General features: G+C 52.4%; 13 protein-coding genes, 1 tRNA gene and 1 pseudogene. 9 read left to right on the forward strand and 6 right to left on the reverse strand.

Annotated features, from left to right (window positions below; genetic code table 11):
* Positions 1-2: 2 nt before the first annotated feature.
* Positions 3-1,238, forward strand: coding sequence for a c-type cytochrome (locus AB4O11_RS18660; protein WP_460127805.1), 1,236 nt, complete (start codon positions 3-5; stop codon positions 1,236-1,238).
* 1 nt (position 1,239) lies between these two features.
* Positions 1,240-2,211 (forward strand): XdhC family protein, encoded by a 972-nt coding sequence (locus tag AB4O11_RS18665; RefSeq protein WP_460127807.1) that lies wholly within the window; start codon positions 1,240-1,242, stop codon positions 2,209-2,211.
* 47 nt (positions 2,212-2,258) lie between these two features.
* On the opposite strand, the gene AB4O11_RS18670 is transcribed toward AB4O11_RS18665, so the two are convergent.
* Positions 2,259-3,542 carry an NAD(P)/FAD-dependent oxidoreductase gene (locus AB4O11_RS18670; protein WP_093432114.1) on the reverse strand — a complete coding sequence of 428 codons (1,284 nt, stop codon included), beginning with the start codon at positions 3,540-3,542 and terminating at the stop codon, positions 2,259-2,261.
* Between the two features lie 183 nt (positions 3,543-3,725).
* On the opposite strand from AB4O11_RS18670, the gene AB4O11_RS18675 reads away from it, so the two are divergent.
* A tRNA-Val gene (locus AB4O11_RS18675) sits at positions 3,726-3,802 on the forward strand.
* Between the two features lie 441 nt (positions 3,803-4,243).
* Here the strand turns inward: AB4O11_RS18675 and AB4O11_RS18680 are convergent.
* Positions 4,244-4,834, reverse strand: coding sequence for an abortive infection family protein (locus AB4O11_RS18680; protein WP_460127809.1), 591 nt, complete (start codon positions 4,832-4,834; stop codon positions 4,244-4,246).
* Positions 4,835-5,055: 221 nt separating this feature from the next.
* On the opposite strand from AB4O11_RS18680, the pseudogene AB4O11_RS18685 reads away from it, so the two are divergent.
* Both AB4O11_RS18685 and AB4O11_RS18690 read left to right on the forward strand, forming a co-directional pair.
* Positions 5,056-5,871 (forward strand): annotated as a pseudogene (locus AB4O11_RS18685) (S-type pyocin domain-containing protein); the annotation flags it as partial.
* A gap of 8 nt (positions 5,872-5,879) precedes the next feature.
* Positions 5,880-6,137, forward strand: coding sequence for a bacteriocin immunity protein (locus AB4O11_RS18690; RefSeq protein ID WP_460127811.1), 258 nt, complete (start codon positions 5,880-5,882; stop codon positions 6,135-6,137).
* Between the two features lie 72 nt (positions 6,138-6,209).
* Here the strand turns inward: AB4O11_RS18690 and AB4O11_RS18695 are convergent, their stop codons facing one another.
* Positions 6,210-6,917 (reverse strand): hypothetical protein, encoded by a 708-nt coding sequence (locus AB4O11_RS18695; RefSeq protein WP_460127813.1) that lies wholly within the window; start codon positions 6,915-6,917, stop codon positions 6,210-6,212.
* A gap of 102 nt (positions 6,918-7,019) precedes the next feature.
* Between AB4O11_RS18695 and AB4O11_RS18700 the strand changes: the two genes are divergently transcribed.
* Positions 7,020-8,012: a YiiX/YebB-like N1pC/P60 family cysteine hydrolase gene (locus tag AB4O11_RS18700; protein ID WP_460127815.1), complete on the forward strand. Its 993-nt coding sequence runs from the start codon at positions 7,020-7,022 to the stop codon at positions 8,010-8,012.
* 163 nt (positions 8,013-8,175) lie between these two features.
* On the opposite strand, the gene AB4O11_RS18705 is transcribed toward AB4O11_RS18700, so the two are convergent.
* A complete protein-coding gene (locus AB4O11_RS18705; RefSeq protein WP_460127817.1) occupies positions 8,176-8,394 on the reverse strand; it encodes a hypothetical protein in 219 nt (72 codons plus the stop codon).
* A 415-nt stretch (positions 8,395-8,809) separates the two neighbouring features.
* Between AB4O11_RS18705 and AB4O11_RS18710 the strand changes: the two genes are divergently transcribed.
* The 3 genes from AB4O11_RS18710 (at position 8,810) to AB4O11_RS18720 (ending at position 15,620) form a co-directional block, all read left to right on the forward strand.
* Complete coding sequence (locus AB4O11_RS18710; protein WP_460131113.1) at positions 8,810-12,013, forward strand: P-loop NTPase fold protein; 3,204 nt, start codon at positions 8,810-8,812, stop codon at positions 12,011-12,013.
* 632 nt (positions 12,014-12,645) lie between these two features.
* The gene (locus tag AB4O11_RS18715; RefSeq protein WP_460127819.1) at positions 12,646-13,827 is read left to right on the forward strand and encodes a hypothetical protein; all 1,182 of its coding nucleotides are present in this window, start codon (positions 12,646-12,648) and stop codon (positions 13,825-13,827) included.
* Positions 13,824-15,620, forward strand: a complete 1,797-nt coding sequence (locus tag AB4O11_RS18720; protein ID WP_460127821.1) for an ATP-binding protein — start codon at positions 13,824-13,826, stop codon at positions 15,618-15,620. Before AB4O11_RS18715 ends, AB4O11_RS18720 begins: the two co-directional genes overlap by 4 nt.
* A gap of 300 nt (positions 15,621-15,920) precedes the next feature.
* Here the strand turns inward: AB4O11_RS18720 and AB4O11_RS18725 are convergent, their stop codons facing one another.
* Positions 15,921-16,634 (reverse strand): recombinase family protein, encoded by a 714-nt coding sequence (locus tag AB4O11_RS18725; RefSeq protein ID WP_460127823.1) that lies wholly within the window; start codon positions 16,632-16,634, stop codon positions 15,921-15,923.
* A gap of 462 nt (positions 16,635-17,096) precedes the next feature.
* Positions 17,097-20,129 (reverse strand): phosphorylase family protein, encoded by a 3,033-nt coding sequence (locus tag AB4O11_RS18730; RefSeq protein ID WP_460127825.1) that lies wholly within the window; start codon positions 20,127-20,129, stop codon positions 17,097-17,099.
* Between the last annotated feature and the right edge of the window lie 265 nt (positions 20,130-20,394).

Here is a 20,394-nt window from a genome sequence, read left to right on the forward strand (position 1 = left end):
GCATGAAGCTTTTTCTGACTCGCCTGACCCTGGCGGTCGGCCTCGCTGCGCCGGTGTTGTTTGCCCACGCCGATGATCAGGTCAAGCGCGGCGAATACCTCGCCCGCGCCGCTGACTGCATGGCTTGCCACACTGCACCCGGTGGTGCGCCGTTCGCTGGTGGCCTGCCGATTGTGTCGCCGTTCGGCACGATCTACGGCACCAACATTACCCCGAGCAAAGAGCACGGCATTGGTTTGTACAACGATGATGAGTTCTTCGCGGCGCTGACTGAAGGCAAGCGTCGCGATGGCGCGAATTTGTATCCGGCTATGCCGTATACCTCGTATCACCTGATGCCGCGCGAAGACTCGGATGCGATCCATGCGTATCTGAAAACCATCGAGCCGATCGAGCGCGCAGCCCCGGTTACCAGCCTGAGCTTCCCGTTTAATGTGCGTCCGGGCTTGATCGGCTGGAACATGATGTACGGCAAAGCCCTGAAACTGGAGCCGGCCGAAGGCAAAAGCGAAGCCTGGAAGCGCGGCCAGTACATGGTCGAAGTACTCGGTCACTGCGGCGAATGCCACACACCGCGCGGCCTGCCGGGCGCAATGCAGCTGGACAAGCGTCTGACTGGCGGCATCCTCAATGGTTATCTGGCACCGAGCCTGCTGGCCACTGATCTGGCCGCGCGCGGCTGGAACGAGCAGGATCTGGGCACGTTCCTCAAGCACGGCATGAGCGCGCAAGGGACGATGTTCAACGAGATGTTCCCGGTGTTCCACAACAGCACTCAAGGCCTGAGCGATGCCGATCTGGCGGCGATGGCGACGTTCCTGCTCGGCGACAAACCGCCGGTAGCCAAAGCCCTCGTTGACGTGCCAGTCGAGAAACTCAGCGCCAGCGCCCAGCGCGGCCAGCAGGAATACCTGAACGTCTGCGCCGGTTGCCATGCGGTCGGTGGCGAAGGCAAGCCGCATATCGCGGTGGCCATGCGCGGTAATACCACGTTGCGTCTGGAAGACCCACGCAACCTGTTGCGCGTGATCGAGGATGGTATCGGCGAGCAGAAGTTTTCCGGGTTCGAGCACATGCAACCGATGCCGGGCTTCGCTGGCAAGCTCAGTCCTGAGCAACTGACTGATCTGCTCAACTACCTGCGTCAAGGTTGGGGTGGTCAATCCGCTGAGTTGGCGGTGAGTGAAGTGCAGAAGCTGCAAGCCGACGCACCGTCCATCGAGCACAAGGCGCACTGACATGCAGCATCTCGATCTACAAGTGGTGCGCCGCGCGCTGGAGTGGTCGGTGGCGGGGCAGCGCATCTGGCTCTGCACCGTGCTGACGACTTATGGTTCGGCACCGCGTGCGCCGGGTTCGCTGCTGGCGGTGAACGATGGCGGACAGTGGATCGGTTCGCTGTCCGGCGGCTGCGTCGAGGAGGATTTTCTCGAGCGCGTCGCCGAAGGTGCGTTTCTCGATGCGGTCAACGTCGTGCGTTACGGCGAGGGTGATGATCCGCGCTCGCGGGTCAGCCTGCCTTGTGGCGGAATTCTCGATGTGCTGGTAGAGAAATTTGACGCCGACTGCGAGGTACAGGCGCATCTGCGTGAATTGGAGTCGGCGCTGCTCGGTCAGCGCCGCTTGATTCGCGAGGTCGATCTGGCCAGCGGTGCACGCAGTCTGTTCGCTGATCGCGAGCAGGGCGCGCGGATCGAGCGTGAGATTGATCGGGTGCGCGCTCGTGTCGGTGCGGCGCAGCGTTTGTTGCTCGCCGGGTATTCCAGTGTGGCGCAGGCGTGTGCCGAGTTTGCCGTTGGATTGGGTTTTGAGGTGATTCTCTGCGATCCGCGCGACGAGGTGCTTGAAGGCGTGGTGCTGGATGGCGTGGAGATTCGTCGGCAGTTGCCGTCGGTGTTCATTGCTGACGGTGGCTGTCATCGTGATACCGCAGTCGTAGCGCTCACTCACGATCCGCGTATCGATGACCTGGCGATGATGGAAGCGGTGCGCACCGAAGCGTTCTACATTGGCGTGATGGGCTCGCTGCAGACGTCACAGAAGCGCTTCGAGCGTTTGCGTCGAATTGGCGGCTTGGGCGAGGCGGAGTTGGCGCGGATTCATGCGCCGATCGGTCTTAACCTCGGCAGCAAGACGCCAGCGGAAATTGCCTTGGCGGTGCTGGCGGATATCTTGCGAATCCGTAACGGGATTGCCCGAGACCAACTCTGAAACCGTTCTGTGTTGAATAAGAAGGGCCGCTGTTCAGCGGCCCTTTTTTACATCCCGAATTTGTCGCGCAAGCCGTAATACCAAGCGCCCAACGCCGCAAATGGCGTACGCAGCAACTGCCCGCCGGGGAACGGGTAATGTGGCAAATCGGCAAACGCATCAAAGCGCTCGGCCTGACCGCGTAGCGCTTCGGCCAGCACTTTGCCTGCAAGATGCGTGTAGGTCACGCCATGGCCGCTGCAACCCTGCGAATAATAGATGTTGTCGCCCAGGCGCCCGACCTGTGGCAAGCGCGACAGGGTCAGCAGGAAATTTCCGGTCCAGGCGTAGTCAATCTTCACATCCTTGAGCTGCGGGAAGGCCTTGAGCATTTTCGGGCGGATGATCGCTTCGATGTTCGCCGGGTCGCGCGCGCCATACACCACACCGCCGCCGAAGATCAGGCGCTTGTCGCCCGTGAGGCGGTAGTAGTCGAGCAGGTAATTGCAGTCTTCAACGCAGTAGTCCTGCGGCAGCAGCGCTTTCGCCAGCTCGTCACCCAGTGGCTCGGTGGTGATGACTTGCGTGCCGCACGGCATTGATTTGGCCGCAAGCTCCGGCACCAGATTACCGAGGTAGGCATTGCCCGCGACGATGATGAACTTGGCCCTGACCTTGCCCTGCGGCGTGTGCACCACCGGGTTGGCGCCGCGCTCGATGCGCACGGCGGGTGACTGTTCATGGATCGTGCCGCCGAGAGACTCGACCGCCGCCGCTTCGCCCAGCGCAAGGTTCAGCGGGTGGATGTGCCCACCGCTCATGTCGAGCATGCCGCCGACGTACTGATCGCACGCAACCACTTCGCGAATGCGGCGCTGATCGAGCAGTTCCAGTTGCGTATGACCGAAGCGCTCCCAGAGGCGCTTCTGCGATTCCAGGTGGCCCATCTGCTTGGCCGTCAGCGCCGCGAACACGCCGCCGTCCTTCAGGTCGCACTGGATGTTGTACTTGGCCACGCGCTCGCGAATGATCCGGCCGCCTTCGAATGCCATCTGCCCGAGCAGCTGCGCCTGCTTCGGCCCGACACTGCGTTCGATCACATCAATGTCACGGCTATAACTGTTAACGATCTGCCCGCCATTACGCCCGGAGGCGCCGAACCCGACCTTGGCCGCCTCCAGCACGGTGACGCGAAAACCGTTCTCCAACAGGAACAGCGCTGAGGACAATCCGGTATACCCCGCGCCGATCACACAGACGTCCGTCTCCACATCATCCTGCAAGGCAGGGCGGGGCGGTACGGCATTGGCCGACGCAGCGTAATAAGACTCTGGGTAAGGGGTGTTCGCCATCCTGCAGCCTCTGTTTAATATATTTTACGAGTGCGTCGATCCTACCCGAGTTGAAAAACCTCCGCCAGCCACCGGAAAATCTGCGTCGGCGAGCCGAAATTAAATATTTTGCATATTCATAGGGTTAGGTGAAAAAAAGGTGTTGACACCCCTCCGGAATTCCGTAGAATGCCGCCTCACAGCAGGCACGTAGCTCAGTTGGTTAGAGCACCACCTTGACATGGTGGGGGTCGTTGGTTCGAGTCCAATCGCGCCTACCAAACAAAATCCGCTCTGCTGGGCGGTCTAGAAGGGCTCACCGAAAGGTGGGCCCTTTTTTGTTGTCTGGATTTCATGCAGAACGTTCACAAAATATAGGGTTCGTTCACACTGGGCAATGTGAACGCCTGCAAGACCTGTTCTGACCTGTGATTATTTTGTATCTAGCAGGACGGGAGTGGGGCATTGTGTTCTCGATAGGTCTTGGTGAGCGTGTAATGTGGTGGCGGTTGGCTACGGCGGTGACTTTGCGTGCCGGTGTGATAGTTCTTGGATGATTCGCCAGCTGGCATTGTTGCGTCAGTGCAAGACCATGCCAATTAATGTATTGAAGGCTTGTCTAGGCATCAATGAAAAGGATTGTCAGGCGGTTAGCGCTACTTGCTATGACGTGTACTATTTCTTCCGGGTAGTCTGGTGAGGTTGAAGGTGTGGGAGGGGGCTCATGCGTTCGATCTAGCGTCCCATGTGCTGAGAAGGTATAGGGCAAGTGAGCCCGCCAAATTCACAGCCAGCTCCGCATGCCGTGGAGCTGGTTTTACTCCAGCTTTTCCTGTGCCGTGAGAGTCGCTCAGACGGTTTCTCAACGCTCCAAGCCCTTCCACCACTGACGTGCAGCCGCCAAGGATCTGCTTGAAGACCTTCTCTGTGTGTTGAGATGGCGCAAGGTTGAGCAATTCAGCAGTTTGGCGGTACAGCTTGTTCAGATCTGGCGTTTCGTCGTACTCGGTCCCGGCCTCTTCCAATATGTGCTTGCAGACGGATTCGAGAAGGGTTCGTGCCATGGTAATAGCGCCTTCTGGGTCTGTGGTGCGCCTCTCCAACGATTTCGTCCATGCAACTCTCACATGCTCAGAATCGAATCGTTCAATCGCACCAGTGACCGCATGATCTGCTGGTGATGAGCCGCCTTTCTCAACGTAGTCCAGCAGTGGGCGAAACTCGTCCCATAGGTAGGTCCGTCGCTCAGCGTAAGTGCCGTATTTGTTCTTGATGTACTGCCAGAACTGCCCCAGGCTGCGGCAGGTGTTCACGCAACGAGGCACCATTGTAACGAGGGTAGGATCATCCAGAACGGCGCGTCTGAGTGTCAGGTACGCCGTCTCGTCCTCATTTCCGCCTGTAGCTTGTGACACCAGGATGTTCTGGAGTGCTTCTGCTTCTTCGGATAGTGGATGCATTTCTGACTCTGATATGCAGTGAGAGTTTGGGGAACCATTACGCATTCTATAGCAGACTGGCGATCAGCTATCAGGGGGCTCTCACTACCGGCGTTGCTGCTGGTGCTTTGGCTGGCTTCGTTGCACTACTGTGGCCGTCCAGTTTGGGTGACAGCAGCCTGTACACAGAGGAACAACTGCAATTACTTGATAAAGCCCGGACACGTGTTCGAATCCACGTCGAACAGCAGGCAGACGGCACCTTAAAGGGCTACGGGTACAACACTCAGAAGCGCACTGACTGGGAGATGATCCCGGTGGTGCAATTCAACAAGCAAGGCTCTCAGCAAGTGGCTGACTTCGGTGACGGAGTAACACTCACATGAACGCCAGCCGTTGACCCATCCAGTATCTCAGGGATTCCGCCGTTAGAGGGTGCACCACAAGCACCTCAGATATGGATTTATCCGCCTACAGAACAGGCTGATACCATCATTGTCAGCCCGATCTACCCTGATACATACAAAGACTTCATTCTGGTATTCCCGGCTGGGTCTGGCATTCAGCCGCTGTATATCGTGATGAATGTCCGCCTTGATCCCGGCACCGTTACGGGACAGGGAAAGGATGTGACGGGCATATGGCTAGCCGGGGCAACTTCTGGACTCGGTGCGCCCATACCGACAGAGATTGCTGATCAGTTACGGGGTAAGAGCTTTGGAAGCTTCGACAGTTTCAGGCGGGCACTCTGGAAAGCTGTAGGTGGTAGCGGACTGGTGGAACAATTCACCGAAGGCTCGTTCGAACTTCATCACGCAGACGAAGTGGCCAAGGGCGGCAAAGTCTACGATGTCGATAACCTGAACGTCGTAACCCCCAAGCATTACATCGACATTCATAGAAACGGATGACGCTAACAATGAAAACCGATATCACCGATTACACAGAAGACGAATTCATCAGCTTCATGCACAAGCTGCTAGCGGAAAACAAGGCAGCAACTGACGACGTGCTAGATATCCTCCTAGATCAATTCTGCGAGTTGACCGGCCACCCTGATGGCACCGACCTCATCTACTACCCTGAAGGCAGTTCGAACGGATCAGCCGAAGACGTTACACGTGTTGTGAAGGCCTGGCGTGCTGCTCAGGGCTTACCGGGATTCAAGGGCGACTGACTTTCAGCTCCTGGGAGAAGGTGTGACGTCAGCAAGCGTGGTTCTGGATCACGCTTCACCTAACAGTCGATTTTACCTACCACCAGCCAAGGTGTAAGACATCATAGCGTGCAAGCCATGGAAGACCTCTGACGCCTCCTTCAAAATGATCAACAATGCTTTGGCGTTAATATCATTATGAGTAAATGACTCAACGACTTCGTAATCGTCGTTAACCATTAGTAGGGCTTTCACCGGCGGGCCGCCGCTATGCATCCGTTCGAATAGCTTGGCTGCGTCCTCTCTCTGCATCGTGGACTTTTTTCCATCGAGGTCTGCGTCTTTCGTTACTGGATATCGAAAGTACGTGCTTGATGAGTCGGTTGCCTCGATCGCTGCTATCCACCCATCGAGTTCGGGTGGAAGGGTCCAATCGGTGCGAGGGACTTGAGCAAGGGTATCTGCTTCTTGATTCAGAAGTGCGCATAACTGAGTGTATAACGGACCTAATCCATGGACGTTGTAGAGGGGCTTGCGTCGCTGGCCCACCATGACGGTAGGCTCACTTGAACCAGGTTGGTCGCCGTAGGGAATGGAAAATTTCCTATGGAGCGTGATTATTGCTGATTTGAGATATAGCTCGATGGCGTGGCGATATAGGAAGCTCACCGGCAAGTGGGAATTGAAAGCCGACGGATTGGTCGAGTCGTTGAGAGAGTCAGCAGCATCCTTGAACGAGTCGGCTACAGCACCAAACCCTGAATCGTAGTGCTGCTCAAGTGGCAATAGCATATAGAGCATGGCTCACCTCCCTGTGGATACTGTTATGGGTCGTGGCATAATAGCACTTTGCCTCGTGAACCCTCGGCTAGGGGGCGATCTGACAGCGACAAGGATAAGTCTATGCCTAGCAAACAATACCTTTTGGATATCCGGCTGCTTGAACCAGGGGATATTCTCCTAAGCAGTGTTGGAGAGCTCCCTAGTGCGGCTGTTCGTAAAGTGACCAAAAGCGATTACTCCCACGCCATGCTCTACGTCGGTGCCGGTAGTTACATCCATTCGGATTTGACGGGTGTTCATTCGGACAATCTTCAACGCTTATTATGGGACTCGCCCAGTCGTGCAACTGTATTACGAGTAAATCGCCCTGATCGGAGCAGCGTTGTAAATGAAGCCATCATGTATGCTCGCCGAAAGGTCGGAACACAGTATTCGAAGCGAGAGGCGGCTGGCGTTATCGTAGAGAAACTGAGAGGTGACCTGACAAACCGCCAGTTCTGCTCGCGTCTTGTTGCCCTAGCATATGCTGAGGCATCTGTACCTTTGGTAGCTGACGCTAACTACTGTACGCCTCAAGATATTTTTGAATCTGCGGTGCTAATCGAAGTTTCTGGTTGCGTGCGGGAGGCTTCCGAAAGTGAATTGGAGTTTGCCCAAAGCTTCAATCCACTTGAGCAACAGCGACTTAATACCAATCAGTTCCTCGGGGAGGTACGGCAAATCTCTGGGCTAGATGTGCAGGTGCACGAGCAAGTTGCGCAGTGTGTGGTCGATCATCCGGAGTACGATGACGCCATCTGCGAAGCTTTGCAGCGCTCCGGCTACCTAGATTTTTGGAGGTACGACGTCTCAATTAATCCTTGGCGTTACAGTGCTGAAAGCTTTGTAAGTCGGGAGCTCACTTCTGCTGTGCTGGCCCAATCCGCCCGAGATGAAATCAGTATGGCAACTAAGACAATTGAACGATTTGCATTTGTGTGTTCCCAGTACCGCGAACTGAATGAGCGCTTCCCGCGCCGTTACTTTCAGCTCGAGGGGGATCTGTACGCACTACTGGTAGAGCTTCACACAAAGAGAAGAGATTCTGCTCGACAGTTTTTGAGTAGCTTATAGTGCGGCAATTTGAACCGTAACTGTCTAGTATCACTGCGGGTCCAATTCCTAGCGATCGTAGTTTCAGACAGAGACAGAGACAGCATCCTCCATCGCTCCTTTTCACAACAGGCTCTGCGTTCACCGGCAAGCGTCACTAGGAGGCTTATGGGAATACAAAATATCAGCCTTGGCGTATTTGATTGATCGCCTTAGTGATGGCGGATGCGTTTACATCGAGCATTTTTAGCGCTGTAGCGGCGTTTTCATGGATTTCGCTTGATCCGTTAGCCCTCACCCATAGCGCTACTTCTTCAATTGCAGCAGCCAGAGCGTGCTGGTTATGCAGCAACAGTGTCAGTGCGTCTGCTGTGGCGATTGTAACTTCTGGGCTAAGTGACATAGCTATCGTCCTTGAGTGGTAGGGCGGAAGTCCTAGCCTAACTCGGTTCTAGGTGGGGCAGGCCAGGTACTGGTCTGCCGAGATGTCTGCTTCAGTCCCGGCTTACCAGCTAGGTTCGTGATACCAAAACCCGTTTATCTCATGCCACGAGAGTCTCATCATCAAACATCAGCACATAAATGAATCTCGTGACGCCCATCATTTATCCATGGCAGATGGCCACTTCTCAACGTATCTTCAACCTACTGGCCCCTCTTTTTGCTCGCCCACTCTGACCTGGTGCAATGGACTATATGGATATTCTGAACTTCCAAAGCGAAAACCCTGCCGAGATTGATGCCTTTAAGGGGGGAGTCACGATCGAGTCGCGACAGCCATCCACAATTACCTGCTCGATGACAAAAATCACAAAGTCATCGGTCTTGATGGTGAGTTTGGCTCTGGCAAGAGCTCGATTCTTCAGATGCTTGAAAAGAAAATCGTGGACGTGGACTCCGCGACTAGGCTCTGGCTGTTTGATTGCGAGCAGAATTATCAGGGCTCGATCAAAAGCAATTTCATCGAACTGCTTACTGAACAAGTGCTCAAAGCGATCCCTCCTAGTGCCAAGGCATCAGTCAGAGAAAGCGTTCTGAGAAATCGCGATATTGCCTTGGGTAGGCACGTCAGCTACACCAAAGATACGCGCAGTCATATCAGCATCTGGGCCATCCTCCTGATCGCTGGCGGCGTACTTAGTCCCACTCTTCTCCGCGACTACCTATCTCAGCTTCACCGAACAGACCCGTTAGAAATATGGAAGCACGGGCTCTATGTGCTGGGCATCATCTTCCCTGCCGTGACCTTGGTCTTAGCAATGTTTGCAAATCGCGGGAAAGGTAAGAAGAAATGGAATCTCTCCAGCATTCTTAAAGGTAGCTCAGATGATCACATCACCGAGACGATTGAGATCAGCAAAGAAGTCAGCCCTCTCGACCTGAAGCGTACGCTGGATCAACACCTTGAAGCCGTCTCCGGCACCAACTTCATTATTGTGATCGACAACCTGGACAGGCTGCCGCGAGAGGCGTTGCGCTCTGTGTGGAGTGACCTCGAGATTTTCACTTCGGTTAGCCGTAGGCAGAATCTGAGTATCATCGTTCCTTTCTGCTCGACGAAGGTGTCCAAGTATCTAAACGGTGATAACGAAAAGAGCTACGACTCTAAGGACTTCATAGCAAAGAAATTCCCGGTAGTTTTCCGAGCGCCTCCAATCATTACCTCCGGATGGAAAGATGCATTTCGTACGCTATGGACACAAAGCTTTGGAACTCTGTCGCTTGAACAGGCCGATATCTGCAGCTTGATTTTGAAGCGCCACAGCCCGATGGCAAATGGTCTGGTCACCCCGAGGCTCCAGAAGCGCTTCATCAATGATCTTGCGACCACATCGCTCGTCACTGCTGGCGATCCGAAGATGGGGGTGATCGCTGCTTACATCGCGATCTGCAAATATAATGGCACGCCCATCGAAACGCTTTTGAGCGATGGCGCTACCTCGAAATCAGAGGACGCTGGAGCAGCTAAGACGGAAGAGGACAATCCGGTTGACGATAACAAACTCCGAAAAACCCGTGAACTCCTGACAGGACTCTATGGCGAGGACGTCGACTCCGGATGGCCCATCCAGATCTTGCAGGTGCATTTTCAGACGTCGAAAGATATTGCCATCGCAGAGCTCATTGATCAGCCGCTTGCGACAGCCTTCGAGGAACAGAACGGCAAGAAACTGGCTGAGCTCAGCACATACTTCGGATTTATGGACTCCTTCAGTAGATACCTGGAAGGTGACATCTCGGTGAAAAGTCTGCTGCAAACACTTCACCTCGCAACTGCGATCGAAGGCTTCGATATCGCCTCAGCATTACCAAAAGTCTCTGGTAGATTGGCTGGTAGTGCCTCGATGGAAAACGTAGAAGGTGACACCGATTACTACGTGGCGATCAGAGGTCTGACGAAGGCGGGACTTAGCAAGACGCTGTTCAGCAACAAACTGAAGAGTCTGGCATCTGAATTCGATCAGATGCATGAATTCGCATACGGCGCAGAGAACTCCGCCGAACAGATCGACGTAATTATGACCTACGACGCGTATCTCGATGCCCTTGACGAGCCGTTTAATGTCAGGACGATTAGCAGTGCAGAGAATCTGTTCCACCTAATCGTAGGGCGTCAAGATCTGCGAGTGATCGACATTTCCCACATCAAGCTCGACAGTGTTGGCGTCAAGGACGCACTCAAACAGATCACATCTACCCCTGAGTTGACCAATGCAATGACACCCATGGCAGATACGGCTTGGGAATTGTGTTTCGTGACCTATTTCGGGAGGCTTCGGTTAGGCAGCATTGATCAGAGCGTTCAGTTCGATGACCCAGAATTGCTGCAGATCCTCAATCACCTACCTTCCAACGCCAGCGATGACCGGTTCTGGCTTGCTCTAGCCATGTATAAGAACTACGTTCCCCAGATTGCAGGGATCATAAATTCCTACTCTGCAGGTCTCACATCGGTTCGAGCGAAGCTAGCTATTGCATGCATTTACTTACGTCAAGGGATGTTAGCAGAGCTCGCAGCGCTCACCGGTATTTCGAATGCCCTCGAAGAGTCGCCTCTATTTTTTGATGCTTTGGTGAAGTCAGTGGTATCCAGCGTAGAGCTTATGAAGGCTTGCGTTCACCCAGATACCTTGGAGCTGATGGCGCCTGTGTTCGTACGACAAGTCAAAACGAACAGTATTGGAGTGATAGGCTCATCTTTCATCTACCGGAATTTCGATCTGCTTACTCACGCTCTTCACCCATACGGTTTGAATGAAGACGAGCTGCTGAATTGGTTTGCTGAGAGCGCATTGTTGCCGGCAAACGTGCCTTCATTCAAAGAGCTCGATCCTCTGATCCTACAGAGAATCTTGAGTTCGGATCATCCGATGCTAACAAAGCTCAGAGAGCACTTGTTTGAAGAGCGTTTCGTTAAACTCGATGCACAGGGCTGGGCGACAGTAATCGGCCATGAGTCAAGGTTGCACTTGCTAACTCTGCAACGTTTGCTGGAGCTAAACTGGCCCGTTAGCACTATTAAGCATGCACACGACGCTGCACTGTCGTATCTCACAGCCATTTCCAAACAGTCGCCGTTTGCTGAGCCGGCAATCTTCCACATGGAGGCACTGAACCTTGTGATCAAGCTGCTGACTCAATCAGATCGCTCCGTTTTGGGGACAGAGCTGCGCGAGCTTCTCTACTCTTCCGAGTGTACTCCTCCTGCGGGCCTCTATTTGCTGGCAAACTTCGGGATACTGATTCCAACTTTTGTACCGGTCAATGAGGTGGAAGGTGGGCGGTTGCTCCAGCTTTTAAATCTGGTCGGCTCTGGCACTCCCTATAGCGCAGAGGCCGGAGCGTTTCTTAATAGCCGGGTCCAGCAGCTCATCACTTGGGCACCAGGTGACCTTATGGATACCTACATGGAAGTTGTGACGCAACGCAAAGACGAGCTGCCTCAGGTGTACGAAAGTCTGTCCAATAAGAAGGGAATCAAACGACAGATGAAGCTGTTAACTGAAAAGTTTTTTCCGTAAACCGATCGTCCTCTTCATGAATCGCCCCTAGCTTTCGGCCATAAAAAGGGGCCTAGGCCCTATGAGGGTGACGCACCTTGGAGCTTTCGAGAATCTGAAGGAGCAGATAGACGCCTTTGAATGGCTTCTTCAGACGGTCCCCTGTCGGTTGTAAGCCAATCTTTGGAGCTGCGGATACCTAGGCTTTTCAAAATTGGAATGTCGCCTAGGTCGCACACCGCCCGTCAGACCGCCCGTCAGTCAGTGGCGAAATATAACTGCGAAAAGTCTGGCAGATTTAAAAATTCCTCACGCCTGATCGGTCGGGGCCTAATGCCGTAGCTGCCCGACATAGCACCGTCAACGTTTTTTTCGAATATCGTGTGGTGTAACACAGATCAGCTAATGCCAAACCTGTCCCATTTCTCGCGTTCGACCTAACCAGTTCTTTGGATCGACTTGAGCGGCGCGCTTCCTTTCGATCCCCGGCAGAAGACGACCCATATCGGTCATTCGAATTCAGCAGACGAATGTCTGCTTGTCAGCAGTTGCGGTTTAACTCACAGTCTCAAGTAGCGGCACTCTGCTCTCAGCGACATGTATTGTCTCTTGGCATCATTCACTCCTTCAACAATGCAGCAAGGGGGCAGCCAGTGATTTCTATCTGCGACATCTACAATCAAGACATCAACTTCCTCTTCGGATCGGGGGCATCGTCCGGCCTGCTCCCGACCCTTCAGTTGCAGGTGCAGACCGGTGAGGGCGAATCTCGCTACACGCTGGAAGACTTGGCCACCAAGTTCGAGCGAGAGAAAGATCGACGCTTGGTCCCCCTGTTCATGCATTACTACGCCAGTTGCATTCGTCCCGCCGAGCAACTCAGCTTGATGCATGCCGTGACCGAAGAGCCAGGTACCACGGTTATCAAGAACTATCGCACCTTTCTATCTACAGTGCTTGAGATGGTGAAGCGCCGTAAAGCGTTGGATCGTCGCTGCAATGTTTTTACGACGAACTATGACGGCTGCTTCCCCCTGGTGGCTGACGCTCTAATCAAGGAGGGCCACACTGACTTCGTGCTGAATGACGGCGCGCGGGGATTTACGCGGCGTATCCTGCAGGCCCGAAACTACGGGTCTTATCTCTGTCAGACCGGCGTCTTTGGCCGCTACCAGAGCAGTATCCCTCAAATTAACCTTATCCATCTGCATGGGTCGGTCTACTGGAGCAAGTTGGGCGCCGTAATTCAAGTTGGCTACGACCTGTCTGGCCGCGAAGGCTTGTTGAATGGCGACGCTATAGCGTTACTGCAACCATTTTCAGAGGCGCTTAACAACCCTGCGTCAACACTTGCTGATGTGCCAGACACAGAGTTTTCCGATGCAGAGTTGAAGGCGTTCTGGGATGAATATGAGCAGATGCCCATAGTCAACCCGACCAAGTGGAAATTCCATGAGACGGTTTACGAGGAGCACTACTATCAGATGCTGCGGTTGCTCAGCTACGAGTTGGAGAAGCCCAACGCCGTGCTCGTAACCTTCGGATTCTCGTTTGCCGACGAGCATATCCTCAACCTCGTGATGCGCTCTCTTTCCAATCCGGGCTTAGAGGTGTTTGTCTGCTGCTACAGCAAGTCCGGGCACGCCGCGATGGAAGACAAGTTCAAGGGACACCGCAACGTCAAGTGCCTGATGTTGCAGGATGGGGTGATGGACTTCACCGCATTCAATGAGCAGGTACTAGTTTGGCCAGAGGCTGCGGCTCTTTCACGTGGAGCACCTGCAGCTCCAGCAGCACCGCCTACGGCGGATGCAGGCTTCGAGGACCTCGTATGAGCATCCGCGTTGGCGAGGTCATCGCTGTCCATGGCACAAAGTTGGTTTTGAAGATCGACGAGCAGTCGAGCAAGGAAACCTTGTTCTATGAGGGGCAGAAATACAAGGGCGTCTCAATCCGGGAGTATCTGTCAATCCAACGTGGCTTCCGCGACATTATCTGCATGGTTGAGGGTGAGTTTCTGGACGAGAGCCGCTCTGAGACGCATGACGGCCGCATAACGTTTGTTCGGAAGGTGGAGGCTAGGCCGATTGGATACTTCGACAACTCAGGCTTCACTCAGGGGATCAAATACCTGCCAATGATCCAGGATACGGCCTACTTGCTACCCGAGGAGAAAATAAGATCCATCTTCGACCGCAAGTCAGACAGCGATTTCAGAATCGGGTCGATGCTTAAAGAGGAGATCGCGGTCGGGCTACCGTGGAAACGGCTTTTCAACAGCCACATTGGCATCTTCGGTAACACCGGTAGCGGCAAATCGAATACGTTGGCGAAGCTATACACTGTTCTTTTCGATCAGAAACTGCCTCTCATCAACGGTAAGAGCCGCTTCATAATACTGGATTTTAATGGTGAGTACGGAGGCGAGCAGCTCGCGGCGGCAGATCACAAGACCGTCTACCAGCTGTCCACGCTGACCAACCCTGACATGAACGACGCCAATTCCCGCTTCCCCTTAGCGTTGCAGGAGTTTTGGCAGCTCGAAACTATGTCACTACTCTTTCAAGCCACGCCCAACACGCAAAGGCCTTTTCTAAACCGTGTCATCGCGGGCTGGGAACGCTATGGAGCTATCCCTCGCTCACTTGCGACTTATGCTGCGCGGATGTTCCAGAAGTCGTTCTGCGCAGGTGAGGTCAAACCGGCGACCCTGGATTTGATGCGAACAGTGGCTCGACGCATGGGAAACCAGCAGGTGCAGGATATGCTGGAGGACGTCAGTTGGCACCGGACTGGCGGCCGCTTCACTTACCAAGCGTCGTTCATCGGCACTGATGCAGCTCGATACACCGCGCTCATCGCGCCAACCGTAGAAACGCTTGACGTCGAAGGCCTCGATGAGTTCGACCATCTTGTGATTCGCGTAAACTTACAATTGATGTCCGATCTGAACGCCGGATACGTTCAGTATGAGCATATCCAGCCGCTTCTGAAGCGAGTCGAGTCTTCGCTCGCCAGCCTACGTAAGGTGCTGTCTGTTTCGGATGTGCCACCGGACGAGCGCCTGCTTACGGTTATCTCGATGCGTCGCTGCAACAACGAGGTCAAGAAGGTTTTGCCGCTGCTCTTCGCCAAGCATTATTACAACAGTCACAAAAACACAGTCGCAAATCCGCCTAACCGCACCATCCATCTCATCGTCGACGAGGCGCACAACATCCTGTCCGACCAATCCGCGAGGGAAAGCGAAACGTGGAAGGACTATCGGCTCGAGCAGTTCGAGGAGATCATCAAGGAGGGGAGAAAGTTTGGGATGTTCATTACCATCGCCAGTCAGCGGCCGGCGGACATATCGTCCACCATCGTCTCGCAATTACACAATTTTTTCATCCACCGCTTGGTAAATGACCGTGACCTGTACTTAATCGATAACACGATCTCTACGCTGGATGCTCTGTCACGCGGCCTTATCCCGGGGCTCCCACAAGGATGTTGCGTGGTTACTGGTACCGCGTTTGAGCTGCCAATGGTGATCCAGGTGGACCGACTACCCAGCAACAAGCAACCTGCCAGCGAGGATGTCGATCTCGACAGACTTTGGAGCGATGCCCCAGCAGGGGAGGGGTAATCATTGCCGACGAATCGGATCACCCAGAGGGGTGGGAAGTAGGGCGAGGGATTCTAAAATCGGTACCCGCCCTAAATTGATTCTCTCCCAGAAATTCGTGGCGGAATATCAGAGGTCGTATCCGACGATTCGTGAAACTCAAAATGATGGATGCCGAGTCTTAACACCAGTTGGCGACCTGCAAGGCGCCATGGAGTATGATCTTGAAATATCTAGTGGGTTTGCAAAGGCGTAGCGCCCATCTTTTTTTGCGGCCTCAGAGGTTGCTACATGGCTATCTATTCGGCTGGCCTTACTGTTTTACTCCTTGGCATCGAATGACAACTTAAGGCGAGTCATGATGCGGGATACTGTCATTGGTTGGAACGTCTTCCCTTTGGCCGTGCTGACGCACTTGGAGTTGAGACACAGGGCAATGGCAGCGAAAGACGTACAACCATCGTACAGGCACGCCTTGATGTGATGAGCGATTGCGTCCGCCCGATTGTCAGCATTCCGCTTCTTCGCTTCCACTGCGGCACCGTTGCCCACTGCCCAAGCTTTCGCACGGCCAGCATCACGACGGGCGATCTTCTCCTGCGCTTCGACATTGCCCTCCGCAGCGAGCTTCTTCAGCTCTGCAAGACCGTCCTTTGTCCGTTTGCGAATTTTGATCAACTCTTCTTCGGCAAGCAGGCTCTTGATGTTCCGCACCAAACCACTGCCGTGTACGTCCTCGGCTTCGATGAACGTGTATTTCTTTTGCAATGTTACGAAGTGAGCGTGGTCACGACTGAGGCGGTCAAGACGATGAACAACTACCGGGCAATCCAAACCTTTCGCCAGGGCGAGGGCAAGGCGGCATTGTGGGCGCTCCTGAGGATCAATGGAGCCTGACACTCCTTCGTCTGTGAACTGGGCGACGATTTCCCACCCATGAGTCTCAGCGGCGATCTTGATGGCGGCGAACTGACCACCTATAGAAAGGCACTGATCGTCTGTACTCATCCGTGCATAAGCCACTACCTGTTTCATCTTGCAATCATCCAATTTGTCTAACCAAGACTAATTTAACACACTGCTGACGTTCGTCTACAATTCGTTATAACTCGGTGTTGCTTATCGTTCTCGAACAGGGGGTGCGTTATTCGTTCACAATTTTATATTCGTCGACTTTGCGGAGGTGCCGGCCCCACTCAATGGCGCCGTGGAGGGGCGTATTTTCCAGTTTTGAAACTCTAGGCCTAAGTCAGCGTGTTAGAAATAAAATCCAGCGTGCGAGTGGCGTTGGGCTTAGCGACCCGGCGCGAATGCCATGTGATACGTAGGGTGAAGTGTGTGCAAGAGTGTTTTTAGTGTAAATATGTCTTTCATTGCCAATATATATGGATTAGTTGTTTGCGTAAATAATTTTAGGATTGATGCGATGGTCGGATGGGGTTAATGCTAAGCGCCTGCACTCGGAGTTCAATATGCAGACGCTTTTGCTTTAAATCGTTATTCAGCCATAGCCTCAATCAATTCTTTGATAACTCCTTTGGAGTCGTTTTCCTCGCAAAGTACAAATGCATCAGCTTGGTAATCTGTTCGTACACTGTACGTTCCGCTTTCCTGGTCTAGTGAAAGTATGCCGGAGCGACAAAGTTCGTTAAGAATTTGTTCATAACTTTTACTGCTAAGAAGGCTTGTGTTCTGTTTGATCTTATTCATGCTCTTGGGATTGAATCCTAATCCTAGTCGCATTACTTTAAGTATCTGCTTGATATCGTTGCGAATCCTAGCTTCACGAGTCTCCTTTCTCTCAAGGCCAGAAGCAATAGCCAACTTCATCGGCTCATCTAGGAAGCACTCTTCATCAAAAAAATCTGCTTGGAACAAAGAGTCGGAGTAGAGCTCGGAAGAGTTTATAATACGGCACTTTTTGAAAGAGGTTGTATTATCAACTTTGCAGCGAAGGAATTTTCTATAGCCATTGAACTCACAGGATTCCAATACTTTTCCCGTAAGATCAAGTGCAGGGAAGTCTCCGAGGATATACATGTTGCTGAGTTTGCTTGGTCCGTGAAGCAACTCTAGGACTTGTGTCGTTTCCAAAGCGCTTTTAGGGTGGTTTAGCCGAATAACGAAGTCGTGGAGTGAAAAAATTGCATTTTTTGCTCGAGGAACCTTGCTTTGGATAAAGGTTCGGAACCCCTCGAAGAGTTTTGCGAGGTTGTTATTGGCTAATTCGATATTATCCCTCCTGGATAGCATCATCTGTATTACGTTTTCCCTGACTCCAAGCGAGTCATTTAGATCTTCGCCGAAGATGGCCATAGATCTATTTATATCTTGCGCGTTTAGAGGTGAGCTGCTGGTGATGACTTTATATAAACCTTTTGCTCGGATTAGAGCAACATATTCTTCCTGATCAATTACTACCCGTTGCTCCGATACCCGGAAAAGCAGGCACTTCAGATAGTTATCTGACAGGGCTGCTGGTGAAAGCCCCGCAGGACAGAGCATTGTCTCAATGTACCCTTGAAAGTCTTGAAGGGAGAGAGAGTTGTTTGATTCAATGATGATGTAGTCAAGTAGCTCGTAGTAACTGTCGATTGTAACTCCGAGAGACTGTTTCTCAATCTCACGACCAAGCATTTTTGCGAGAATATACTCAAATGGCTCATTGGCATCCAAGTGATTGGATTCAACGTCTTCAGTGCCATCCGAATCGGCAAAGATCCTTGCCGCAATACTCAAAAGGTATGGGTTAACGAAGCCTTTAGGCGTTTGAATGCGTGTAATGATTTTTCGAATACGACGGTGTAATTGTTGGTCAAGACGGTCAAGATACTCATCTACGTCTTCAGCGGTAAACCCTTTGAGCTCCAGTACATCGGAATTATCCAGCGAGCGGAACCGTTCTGCACCTAGGTGCCTGGACGTTAAAAATACTTTGCAAGATCCAAGGGTGTCGTTGAGGCTCCCGATAGAGTCGATAAAGCCTTTCATATTGAAGCTTGGGCCGATCGCGGACTCTATCTCGTCGATACCATCCACCATTACAACAAGCGAGCCTGAGCTCAATGCAATTTCGAAGCTGCGGTCTCCAATGGCGCTGACTGCATCGCCATTTTCATTTCGATATTCTCTATATAAGTCCGTGATAGAGTTTATGGGTAGTTTTGAGTATTTGTTCAGGATATCTGATTTAGTGATGAGCAGGAGATATTCATCTTTTTCGGAGAGGCGAGAGAAGTGGCTAGCAATGCTCTTGCACAAAGTTGTTTTTCCGATGCCGCCTTGCCCTAAAATAACGCTAATAGGTTTAAGAACCACTAAGGAATTATTTCTGGGTCTGATAAAGCTGGCTGCGTACGTTTTACTGGAAAGCGGTGCAGCTCCGGATCTATATACTTTTTGGTCAACGTATCGAGTTTCAGGTATGACACTAACTTCCTGGACGAAACCTTTTACGACGCGATCATATATAAATTTCTTTACGGGATTTACATAGATCTTCTTACAGCCGGCTTCGGAAAGTTGCTCGGAGTAATTGTTGAGTTGCGTTTCCGTGATTAGCTCTCTAGAAACAATGCAAAGATCGATTCTTACTGGTGGTGTTTCTAGGTGTTTGAGGAGCGTTCTTAGTGCTTCTGGTATGCTTTTGGCTTTGTAGAGATAAACTATAATCCAAGCACCTTCCATGTCGGGGTGATGATGGATGTGTAAGCCAACTCTATTGCGAGTGAGTGTTTCTACCTTGAATGACTTTTTTCCAGTGATTTCTTGGGTTATCTCTTGGAAAAACGTTTCGTCAGTGGTTGCATCAACCTCCATGTTTGCTTGCGTAGCAGTTTCCCGTATGCTTGCGAGGAAGTCACTGACGAATTTAGCCGCATTATGTGCTGCTCTTCGTTGATCGTCGTCGTGCTTGTTTACGCCATCATCGGAAGATGCTTTTACCACGCACCAAGGAATATTTTTTTCTTCACAGATCAGAGCTAGTGCATAAGATTCCATGTCCCCGGCAACAACGTCTGGAACAGCCTTTATTATCGCTTGCTTCAGAGTGGCGTCATTTACCACCTTATCTCCGCATGCGTAGTTTCCGGATCGAACGGAAAAGTCTGCCTTGTAGTGAAGTCCAAAGTGAGATAGTTGCGTAAAAATGTTTTTAGAGGAGTGAAGGTGGCGAAGCCTGTTGTGGACTTCTCCGTCCTCAACTTTCTGATACTCATAGTCAAATGTTAGCTTGCTAATGCATACGTCGCCAATGTTGAAGTCTTTCTTTAATCCAAAGCAAATTCCTACTTCTAGAACTAGTGAGGGTTTAACATGTTCAATAACAGTGGCTAGTGCTGCTCCAACAGAACCTTGAGTTTTGCTACCCATGTCCCCCATCTTACATAAGACAATTTCCCTTCCGGCAATTTGCCCATTTTGAATGGTTACAAGGCCAACGTGTTGTGCCTCGCCCTCTATTGTGAAATGGGGGTAGATAGACCTATATTCTGTGTCTGTAATCACTACTAGGAGGATTTTGTCCATTTATTTTACTATCCTTATGTGGGCAGGCGGCTTGGCGTGTGGGATGTGCCAGCGGTACATTAAGAGTCTGCGCCAGCAGCATCAGGTATTTGCGGCCCGCACGCCGAAAAACCAGATAATGCCATAATGCCATCCGTGTTGCGAAGTCTCTCGCAGCGATTAGCGGGGATGCATCTACTATAGTCAGGAGGGAAGGAAATGGCCCGGGCAGGTTTGGTGGGCTCGGTTGCTCAGTGAATCTATACCATTTTCAATGGCGGCATAT

It is taken from the genome of Pseudomonas sp. H1_D05 (assembly GCF_054682705.1).

Excerpts from the sequence above, each read along its gene's own strand:
- AB4O11_RS18700 (WP_460127815.1), top strand. The coding sequence starts at position 7,020 with ATGCCTAGCAAACAATACCTTTTGGATATCCGGCTGCTTGAACCAGGG.
- AB4O11_RS18705 (WP_460127817.1), bottom strand. The coding sequence starts at position 8,394 with ATGTCACTTAGCCCAGAAGTTACAATCGCCACAGCAGACGCACTGACA.
- AB4O11_RS18660 (WP_460127805.1), top strand. The coding sequence starts at position 3 with ATGAAGCTTTTTCTGACTCGCCTGACCCTGGCGGTCGGCCTCGCTGCG.
- AB4O11_RS18725 (WP_460127823.1), bottom strand. The coding sequence starts at position 16,634 with ATGAAACAGGTAGTGGCTTATGCACGGATGAGTACAGACGATCAGTGC.
- AB4O11_RS18665 (WP_460127807.1), top strand. The coding sequence starts at position 1,240 with ATGCAGCATCTCGATCTACAAGTGGTGCGCCGCGCGCTGGAGTGGTCG.
- AB4O11_RS18720 (WP_460127821.1), top strand. The coding sequence starts at position 13,824 with ATGAGCATCCGCGTTGGCGAGGTCATCGCTGTCCATGGCACAAAGTTG.
- AB4O11_RS18670 (WP_093432114.1), bottom strand. The coding sequence starts at position 3,542 with ATGGCGAACACCCCTTACCCAGAGTCTTATTACGCTGCGTCGGCCAAT.
- AB4O11_RS18730 (WP_460127825.1), bottom strand. The coding sequence starts at position 20,129 with ATGGACAAAATCCTCCTAGTAGTGATTACAGACACAGAATATAGGTCT.
- AB4O11_RS18690 (WP_460127811.1), top strand. The coding sequence starts at position 5,880 with ATGAAAACCGATATCACCGATTACACAGAAGACGAATTCATCAGCTTC.
- AB4O11_RS18695 (WP_460127813.1), bottom strand. The coding sequence starts at position 6,917 with ATGCTCTATATGCTATTGCCACTTGAGCAGCACTACGATTCAGGGTTT.